The 8,879-nt window shown below is 69.4% G+C and carries 8 protein-coding genes and 1 pseudogene; 2 read left to right on the top strand and 7 right to left on the bottom strand.

Features of this window, described 5'->3' with window-relative positions; all coding sequences use genetic code 11:
* Positions 1-198: 198 nt before the first annotated feature.
* The 4 genes from ETD83_RS36020 to ETD83_RS36010 form a co-directional block, all read right to left on the bottom strand.
* Positions 199-456, bottom strand: a complete 258-nt coding sequence (locus tag ETD83_RS36020; RefSeq protein ID WP_138649679.1) for a hypothetical protein — start codon at positions 454-456, stop codon at positions 199-201.
* Between the two features lie 122 nt (positions 457-578).
* Positions 579-968: a hypothetical protein gene (locus ETD83_RS36015; protein WP_138649678.1), complete on the bottom strand. Its 390-nt coding sequence runs from the start codon at positions 966-968 to the stop codon at positions 579-581.
* 218 nt (positions 969-1,186) lie between these two features.
* Positions 1,187-1,345, bottom strand: coding sequence for a hypothetical protein (locus ETD83_RS43135; RefSeq protein WP_171064635.1), 159 nt, complete (start codon positions 1,343-1,345; stop codon positions 1,187-1,189).
* A gap of 585 nt (positions 1,346-1,930) precedes the next feature.
* Complete coding sequence (locus ETD83_RS36010; protein WP_138649677.1) at positions 1,931-2,689, bottom strand: hypothetical protein; 759 nt, start codon at positions 2,687-2,689, stop codon at positions 1,931-1,933.
* 219 nt (positions 2,690-2,908) lie between these two features.
* Between ETD83_RS36010 and ETD83_RS46335 the strand changes: the two are divergent.
* A pseudogene (locus ETD83_RS46335) lies at positions 2,909-3,016 on the top strand (zinc finger domain-containing protein); the annotation flags it as partial.
* Positions 3,017-3,481: 465 nt separating this feature from the next.
* Here the strand turns inward: ETD83_RS46335 and ETD83_RS36005 are convergent.
* The 3 genes from ETD83_RS36005 to ETD83_RS35995 all read right to left on the bottom strand — a co-directional run bounded on the left by ETD83_RS36005 (position 3,482) and on the right by ETD83_RS35995 (position 7,343).
* Complete coding sequence (locus ETD83_RS36005) at positions 3,482-4,711, bottom strand: acyl-CoA dehydrogenase family protein (RefSeq protein ID WP_138649676.1); 1,230 nt, start codon at positions 4,709-4,711, stop codon at positions 3,482-3,484.
* Positions 4,712-4,803: 92 nt separating this feature from the next.
* Positions 4,804-5,787, bottom strand: coding sequence for a glucosyl-3-phosphoglycerate synthase (locus tag ETD83_RS36000; RefSeq protein ID WP_138649675.1), 984 nt, complete (start codon positions 5,785-5,787; stop codon positions 4,804-4,806).
* A 119-nt stretch (positions 5,788-5,906) separates the two neighbouring features.
* A complete protein-coding gene (locus ETD83_RS35995; RefSeq protein ID WP_138649680.1) occupies positions 5,907-7,343 on the bottom strand; it encodes an XRE family transcriptional regulator in 1,437 nt (478 codons plus the stop codon).
* Between the two features lie 151 nt (positions 7,344-7,494).
* Between ETD83_RS35995 and aceA the strand changes: the two genes are divergently transcribed.
* Positions 7,495-8,793, top strand: a complete 1,299-nt coding sequence (gene aceA / locus ETD83_RS35990) for an isocitrate lyase (protein WP_407921543.1) — start codon at positions 7,495-7,497, stop codon at positions 8,791-8,793.
* Positions 8,794-8,879: the final 86 nt, after the last annotated feature.

Here is an 8,879-nt window from a genome sequence, read left to right as displayed (position 1 = left end):
GCGGTGTGGCGGGCGGAGTGGTCGTGCTGGGCCGCCAGAAGTCGGGGGCGACGAAGTACAGCATCTCGTCCACGTCGAACAGCCGTAGTCGGCCAGCGCGGCCTGGTTGGCTTTGTCGATGGCCTGCTTGGTCTCGGCCTTCGGCGTGTAGGTGATGGCGACGTCGAAGGGGAGGGACTTCTTGGTCTGGAAATTCGCTTAGGTGAGGCGTATTCCAAGCATGTTGGTCGACGGGTCGGGATTGGCGGTCATGTTCAGGTCGGAGGCGGTGGCGGTGAACTGCACCTGGGCGCCGTGGAAGTCAATGTGAGGTGGAAGGGGAGGCGTGGCCGCCTTTTTGATCTCGAAGCCGTCCGGGGGAGCCGGCAAGGGGAGGTCGAACCTGAACTGGATGATGTCGTCAACGCCGGGTGAGTCTTTGTTGATGCCGTGGTCGATGTTGTCGGACGAGGTCATCTCGCGGCGTCCAGGTCGCACCGTTATAGGGGTTGTACCAGGCACCTGAGATTGCCCCACAGTCGGCGTTCGACCTGGAGGTCCTCCCGCCCGCGTTTGAGGAGCGTCACGGATGGTGCATTTCAATTCTGCCCGCACATGCTCTTGTACCCGTCCATGGCTTCTTTCTCGTCCATCGCGGCGTACTGCTTGCCGTCGATGTCGATGGTGTCGCCACTCTTGCTGACGGTGATCGGTTCGGTGCCGCGCCCACCCGACCAGATGACCTGGTCGCCTGCGTCGTTGAGCTCGCCGGTCTTCTTCGCCTTGTCGTTGATGATGACGGCGCTCTTCCCGGTACTTTCGCACCCGAACGTATGGTACGAGATGCTGCTTCCGTCGATGGTGATTCTGCCGTCCTCGTCGTAGTACGCACCGTCGAGGTCGCTTCCGCCGCAGGCGGAGAGCGTGAGAGCTGCCACGATGGTCAAAGCCGTGGCAGCTGCGGTCCACTTGACGCTCCTGGCCATCATGGTCGTCTCCCTCTGCATCCGTCTGCCGCATTCACTACGGAATCCTCATTTACCAGCCACGGTGTCACAGAAAGCGGTACACATGGTACAAATGGTCGAATGCCTGTTCGACAACGGATGGGGGATGCCCGGTGGGTGGGGCAAGGTCGCGCGTGATGGTGGCTCTGCGGCTCCGGGGCTGTGACATCAGCTTCGGCGCGGCGGCACGGCCGTGGCGATCAGCCCTCTTCCATGATGAGCGGCGTCCATCCGCCGAGAGCCTCGCAGGAGTGGCAGGTGCCGCAGCATGCCAAACCTGCGGAGACGCACTCCAGCAGCAGATACCGGTCGTGACCGGTGTGCCAGTCGCCTGTCTCCGCGTCGGGACCGGGAGTCACCCTGAAGTAGGGGACGAGATCCCTGGCGGGTCAAGGTAGAGGTGGTGCACGACGTCGCGAGGCATGTCGGCCATGGTGTCAGACGACGCCGGCGCTTCTTCCTCGTCTCTGAGCCGACGACGGCACAGAGGAGTCCCGCGTGCAGGGCCCAGCCCGGTGGCCCGTATCCACCTTTGGATGGGAACTGTCGGCTGGATATCCAATTCATCCCCTCTGCTGAGGCTCGAAATCTGCCTCCGCCGACCGTCACGACCTCCCAGAAAGGAGAAGCTGGGCGCCACTTGAACCGCTGTAGGCGCCTGGCCATTCGCGATGGCCTACGCCGAGAAACGCGGTCGCTACTTCCGCGGGGGGTACCGCAACCCCCCAGGCGTGGTCCCCAAGTGGGGGCACCGTATCCGCGGACGAGAACGGTGACCCGTTCACCGCCAGGACCGCAGCCGACAAAGCGGCCAACGACAAGGAGTCCGAGATACGGCGACTCGCCGCCCAGTGGGAGGGCCCTCCTGTCGAGGGGATCACTCTCGACCAATGGAAAAGGCTCCTGGCTGGACAGCGCCGAGCCCGCGGCGGCGGCCGCGATCCCTACGCCGGCGAGATCACCTTCCGGGAATGGGTGGAGAGAAGGTATGGCTGCCGGCGCAGGACATCGAGGACAGCAGCCGGATCACCTATGAGCAGCACTTGCGGCTCCGGATCTACCCGGTCTTCGGCGACCTGCCCGTCAACACGCTCTTCGACCGGGAGCAGGTCCAGGCATGGGAGATCAGGCTGCGGCGCCGCTACTCCCGCAACGTCACCGACAACGCCCGCAATCTGCTCTCCACGATCCTCGGCGACGCCCACGACGCAGGACTGGTCGACGTCAACGCCGCCGCCCGCCGCAGACGCCGCGGCAAGGTCGTCGAGCGGCGCGCCCAGGCCGCGCGTAAGGAACTCCAATGGGCGACCCCTCTGCAGGCGCTGCTGCTGGCCGAACGGTGCGCCGTCCTGACCGGCCGCAACGACGACTTCGTCATGTGGACCGTGTGCGCCTGGTGCGGGCTGCGGTGGGGCGAACTCATGGGCCTGCAACACCACCACGTCGCCGCAGGCCGCCTGACCGTCGACGTGCAACTGGCGCCGCCGGACGGCGGCCCATTCGAGCTCAAGCCCCCCAAGGAGGGCTCCTACCGCAACGACCACCCGGACTACTTCGGCGCCGTCGACCTGCCGCCGTTCCTGGCCGGTCTCCTCACCCAACACACGGCGGCCCGCCCCCCGGCGCAATGCGGCAGCGCGGGAGACGGCTGCGGCGGCAAACGGTTTTTGTTCCTCAACAAGCGCGGAGGGCACCACCTGCACCGGACCTACGCCACCCACCCGTGGGAGCAAGCCGCAACCGGTTGGTCCCCGGCCCGCCGTCCACGGCCCGGACGGTCCGGCGGCGCACTAGCCCGCCCCGTCCTGGCCGACCTGGCGGGAGGCTGGCCGGGCGTACCCGTCAGCCCCGCATGGCCCGCAGCGATAGGCCCCGACTGGTCTCCGCCGGCAAGCAAGGTACTCCCCCGCTACGACCAGCCCGTGGTCGACGTCCGCGCAGTCGCCTGCCCCCGCTGCAGGGCCGCCGCCGGTCAGGCGTGCAGCTCTCCCAGCGGCGGCAAGCACACGCACCGGCCCCGCATCGCCTCCGCCCGCGCGGCCGGGCACGTCCGGGGACTGGAGCTGGCGTCATGGCTGCCGATCAACCCGGATCTGACCCCCCACAAGCTGCGGCATTCGCACCGGGTGTGGCTGGACGAGATCGGCACCCCCGCGGTCCTCACCCATGACCGTCTGGGCCACTCGATGCCGGGGATCGGCGGCACCTACGCGCATGTCTCCCCGCTCATGCGGGACCAGCTGCGGGCGCGGCTGCAGGCGCGCTGGGAGGCGACTCTGGACGAGCGGCTCGCGATCTGCCCGACGTCCCCGGTGCCGGTCCTGAACGATCTGCTCGCCACGCGGCGGGCGGCCGTCGCCACGCCCCACCCTCAGGTGATCGTCTCCCAATCGTCTCCCAATCGGGCGGGAGCCCGCAGCCGCGGCGTTGCAGAGGGCGTTGTGCGCCGTCCGGCGAGAGCCGTTGAGGATCCGGTCGTTCGTGCAGGTCAGTTGCTATCTGACGGCGAGGCCGGTGACGGTGCGGCCGATGACGAGGCGCTGGATCTCCGAGGTGCCCTCGAAGATGGTGAAGATCTTGGCGTCGCGGTGCATGCGCTCGACCGGGTAGTCGCGGGTGTAACCATTGCCGCCGAGGATCTGGATGGCCTCCTCGGTGACGTTCACCGCCATCTCGCTCGCCATCAGTTTCGCCATCGAGCCTTCGGCGTTCTCGAAGTCCTTGCCGGTGCGGGCCATCCACGCCGCGCGCCACACCATGAGGCGCGCGGCGTCCAGGCTGCACTTCATGTCGGCCAGCTTGAACGCGACGGCCTGGAAGTCGCCGATCTTCCGGCCGAACTGCTCGCGCTCCCGCGCGTACTGCAGGGCGTAGTCGTAGGCGGCGCGGCCGATGCCGAGGGCCATCGCGCCGACCGACGGGCGGGTGGTCTCGAAGGTCTTCAGCGCGGCCTGGCCCTTGGAGGGCCTGCCCTCGCGGGTCCGCGCGATGCGCTCGTCGAACCTGTCCTTGCCGCCGACGATGTGGCCGCTCGGGAGGCGGACGTCGTCCAGGATCACCTCGGCGGTGTGGGAGGCGCGGATGCCGTGCTTCCTGAACTTCTGGCCCTGCCGCAGGCCGGGAGTGTTCGGCGGGACGATGAAGCTGGCCTGGCCGCGGCTGCCGAGCTCGGGGTGCACCGACGCGACGATGATGTGGACGTCGGCGATGCCGCCGTTGGTCGCCCAGGTCTTGGTACCGTTCAGCACCCATTCGTCCTTGGCCTCGTCGAAGACGGCGCGGGTGCGGATGGCGCCGACGTCGCTGCCGGCGTCGGGCTCGGACGCGCAGAACGCGCCGAGGCGGATGTCGTCCGGGGTGCCGAACATCTGCGGGACCCACTCGGCCGTCTGCTCCTCGGTGCCGACGGCGGCGATGGACGCGGCGGCGAGGCAGGTTCCGGTGATGGACAGCCCGATGCCCGCGTCGCCCCAGAACAGCTCCTCGAACGTCACGGGGATGCCGAGGCCGGTCGGCTCAAGCCACTGGGTGGCGAAGAAGTCGAGCGAGTAGATGCCGACCTTGGACGCCTCCTGGATCAGCGGCCACGGGGTCTCCTCGCGCTCGTCCCACTCCTCGGCGGCGGGACGGATGACGTCCCTGGCGAATCCGTGGACCCAGTCCCTGACCTCGCGGACGTCCTCACTCGGCTCCAGCGAGAACGGCGTCGTCTCGGCGCTCGTCATGGCTCATTGACCCTTTCTCCAATATCGCTGTTACCAACGGTAGCACCCTCCCGAGTTACCGCGGGTAACACCGTGGGCGACGCCACAGCGGCCTAGCCGCGGCCGGGCGAGAACGAGCGCGCGGCGGCGTAGCCGGGGACCTCGATCATCGGAGGGCGCTCCCCCACGGCCACGTCGGTCGTGCGGGCGTCGTGGCCGTCGGCGGCGCGGTGGAAGCGGGTCAGCGCGGTGGACGGCGCTTCGAGCGGGACCATCCGGCCGTGCCGCTCCAGCCGCGACCAGGCGGTCAGCATGATCTGGCCCGACATCGCCCCGAGCGCCTCGGTCGACTGGTGCGCGTGGACGCGGCGGCCGAGGTCGACCTGCGCGATGGCGTCGAGGCCGGAGTCCTCATGGATGTCCAGGAGGAGGCCCAGTTCGACGCCGTAGCCGGTGACGAACGGGAGGCGCTCCAGCAGCGCGCGGCGCCCGGCGTACTCGCCGCCGAGGGGCTGCATGACGCCGGCGAGCTGCGGCCAGTGCAGGTTGATCAGCGGGCGCGCGACCAGCTCGGTCACCCGCCCGCCGCCGCCCTCGACGCGCCGCTCCCCGTCCACCAGCGGACGGTCGTAGCAGCCCTTGACGTAGCCGACGGACGGGTCGGTCAGCAGCGGCCCCAGCAGCCCCGTCACATAGGAGGAGGTGAACTCGCGCAGATCGGCGTCCACGAACACGATCAGGTCGCCGGACGTCACGGCGAGGGACTTCCACAGCGCCTCGCCCTTGCCGGACATGCGGCCGTGTTCGGGCAGGACGGCGTCCTGGGCGACGACGTCGGCACCGGCGGCGGCGGCCACGGCGGCGGTCCGGTCGGCGGAGCGGGAGTCGACCACGACGATCTCGTCCACCAGCGGGATCCGCTCGACCAGGTCGGTCCGGACGGCGGCGACGATGGCCCCGACCGTCGCCTCCTCGTCGCGCGCGGGCAGCACGACGCTGATCCTCGCGTCGCCCTTGGCGGCGAGCAGCAGCCGCGGCGGCCAGTCCTCCGCCGCGCTGGTGCGGCGGGCCAACCACGATGCGACCTCTGGCAGCACGCGCTCTCCCTCCCGTGCGGGCCGTCCGGGACCGGGCGTCCCCTCATCTTTAGGGAACGCCAGATCCTCCCAGAACATTCACCACGGGACCGAAGCGTCAACAGCCGGCAACGCGCCGGTCATCCGGCGGCGTGCCTGTCCAGGAACTCGTAGACGTCCGCCTCGTCGACGCCCGGGAAGGCGCCCGGCGGCAGGACGGACAGGACGTGCGAGTGCGCGCGGGCGGACGGCCACGCCATGCCCTCCCACCGGTCGGACAGCGCCCTCGGTGGCCGCTGGCAGCAGTCGCCGTCCGGGCAGGACGACTTGCGGCGCCGGGTCGACTCCCGGCCGCGGAACCAGCGCGAGTCCTCGAACCGGACGCCCAGCGTGATCGCGAAGTCGCGCTCGTGGCTGGGGTCGATGTGCGACAGGCACCAGTACGTCCCGCTCGGGGTGTCGGTGTACTGGTAGTAGACGGAGAAGCGGTCGGCGGCGCCGAAGACGTGGCGCCCGGCCCATTCGCGGCACATGCGCTGGCCCTCGATCGCGCCGTCCTCGTCCTGCGGGAAGTTCAGGCCGTCGTTGGCGTACGCCTTGTAGATGGTGCCGTTCTCGTCGTTCTTGGTGAAGTGCAGCTGCAGGTCGAGATGGTGCGTCGCGACGTTGGTGAAGCGGTGCGCGGCCATCTCGTAGGAGACGGCGAAGACGTCCGCGAGGTCCTCCACCGACAGCTCCCGCGCGGCTTTGGCCTCCTGCAGGAACGGGACGGCGCTGCGCTCCGGGATCAGGATCGCGGCGCCGAAGTAGTTGGCCTCGACGCGCTGGCGCAGGAAGTCGGCGAAGTCGCGGGGCTGGTCGTGGTCGAGCGCGATGTGCCCCAGGGTCTGCAGCAGGATCGTCCGGGGAGTGTGCATGCCGAGCTGCTCGCGCTCCAGGTAGATCCGCCGGTTGCGCAGGTCGGTGACGGAGCGGACGGAGCGCGGCAGGTCCTGGACGTACTGCAGGCTGAACCCGAAGTGGCCGACCAGCGTCATCAGCAGCCCCTGCGAGACCGCGCCGCGCCGGTAGCCGACGGAGTCGAGGGTCTGGGACGCGATCCGCTCGATCTCGGGGAAGTGGTTGCCGCGCTCGTGCATCTGGCGGCGCAGCTCGGCGTTGGCCTTGCGCGCCTCCTCGGGGCTCGCGGTCGGCTTCGTCCGGCTGCGCTTCAGCTCCCCGTACAGCGCGAGGATGTGCTCGATCACCTCGTTCGGCATCCGCTTGCCGACCTTGAGGTGGGAGAGGCCGAGCGTCCGATAGAGGGGGTCGCGCTGCGCCTCCTCCAGCTGGATCTCCAGCTGCGCGCGGCGGCTGGGCGGCTGGCGCCGCAGCAGCTCCTCGACCGGGCATTCCAGCGCGGTGGCGAGGGCCTGCAGCAGCGACAGCTTCGGCTCGCGCCGGCCGTTCTCCAGCAGGGACAGCTGGGACGGGGCGCGGCCGACGCGCTCGCCGAGCTCCGACAGCGTCATCCCGCGGCCGCGCCGGAGATGGCGGAGCCGCTGCCCGAAGGTGACGAGATCTACATCGCTCGTCAAGTTGAGGGGTTCTTCTGTCCGCAAGGTCGTCACGGCTTCATGATAGCGGAAATATCGCACTTCTTTCGCTACTCGTGGGTTCATCAGGGGGTTGCGACCGGGGCATAGTCGACCACAAGCACCCCAGGGGACGACACGGAAGGGCATGACGATGACTGACAGTCGCCTCAAGGGCGCAGCCGAGGAGCTGCGGCGGCAGTGGGAGACCGACCCGCGTTGGACGGGCGTCGAGCGGACCTATACGGCCGAGGACGTCGTGCGCATTCGCGGTTCGGTCCAGGAGGAGCACACCCTCGCGCGCCTCGGCGCCGAGCGGCTCTGGACGCTGCTGCACGAAGAGGACTACGTCAACGCTCTCGGCGCGCTGACCGGACTCCAGGCCGTCCAGCAGGTGAAGGCGGGCCTCAAGGCCGTCTACCTGTCGGGCTGGCAGGTGGCGGCGGACGCCAACCTCGCGGGCCAGACCTACCCCGACCAGAGCATCTACCCGGCGAACTCGGTCCCGGCCGTCGTGCGCCGCATCAACAACGCGCTGCTGCGCGCCGACCAGGTCCAGTGGGCCGAGTCGGACGGGCGGCCGGGAGAGGGCGACACCCACTTCCTGGCGCCGATCGTCGCGGACGCCGAGGCCGGGTTCGGCGGCGTGCTGAACGCCTTCGAGCTGATGAAGGGCATGATCGCGGCCGGTGCCGCGGGCGTGCACTGGGAGGACCAGCTGGCCTCCGAGAAGAAGTGCGGCCACCTCGGCGGCAAGGTCCTCATCCCGACCTCGCAGCACGTCAAGACCCTCAACACCGCCCGGCTCGCCGCCGACGTCTCCGGCGTGCCGTCGCTGATCATCGCGCGGACCGACGCCGAGGCCGCGACCCTGATCACGACGGACGTGGACGAGCGCGACCGCGAGTTCGTCACCGGTGACCGCACCGCCGAGGGCTTCTACCGGGTGCGGAACGGCATCGAGCCCTGCGTCGCCCGCGCCAAGGCGTACGCGCCGTACTCCGACCTGATCTGGATGGAGACCGGAACCCCGGACCTGGAGCAGGCCCGCCGGTTCGCCGAGGCCGTCAAGGCCGACTACCCGGACCAGATGCTGGCCTACAACTGCTCGCCGTCCTTCAACTGGAAGGCGCACCTGGACGACGCGACCATCGCGAAGTTCCAGCGTGAGCTCGGCCACATGGGCTACACGTTCCAGTTCATCACCCTGGCGGGCTTCCACGCGCTCAACTACGGCATGTTCGACCTGGCCCACGGCTACGCCCGCGAGGGCATGACGGCCTACGTCGACCTGCAGGAGCGCGAGTTCGCGGCGGCGGAGCAGGGCTTCACGGCGGTCAAGCACCAGCGCGAGGCCGGCACCGGCTACTTCGACCTCGTCAGCACCGCCATCAGCCCGGACTCGTCCACCACGGCGCTGAAGGGCTCGACCGAAGAGGGCCAGTTCCACTGATCCTCGTCCGCCCGACGGGCTGATCCCCCAAGAGCAGAAGGCCCCCGCGTTCCTACACCCGCGGGGGCCTTCTGGCCGCCCGGACC

The organism is Actinomadura soli, assembly GCF_005889715.1.
In the GTDB taxonomy this organism is placed as follows: Bacteria; Actinomycetota; Actinomycetes; order Streptosporangiales; family Streptosporangiaceae; genus Spirillospora; species Spirillospora soli.
This window is presented reverse-complemented; position numbering and strand designations above follow the sequence as displayed.

Excerpts from the sequence above, each read along its gene's own strand:
- ETD83_RS36020 (WP_138649679.1), bottom strand. The coding sequence starts at position 456 with ATGACCTCGTCCGACAACATCGACCACGGCATCAACAAAGACTCACCC.
- ETD83_RS36015 (WP_138649678.1), bottom strand. The coding sequence starts at position 968 with ATGATGGCCAGGAGCGTCAAGTGGACCGCAGCTGCCACGGCTTTGACC.
- ETD83_RS36005 (WP_138649676.1), bottom strand. The coding sequence starts at position 4,711 with ATGACGAGCGCCGAGACGACGCCGTTCTCGCTGGAGCCGAGTGAGGAC.
- aceA (WP_407921543.1), top strand. The coding sequence starts at position 7,495 with ATGACTGACAGTCGCCTCAAGGGCGCAGCCGAGGAGCTGCGGCGGCAG.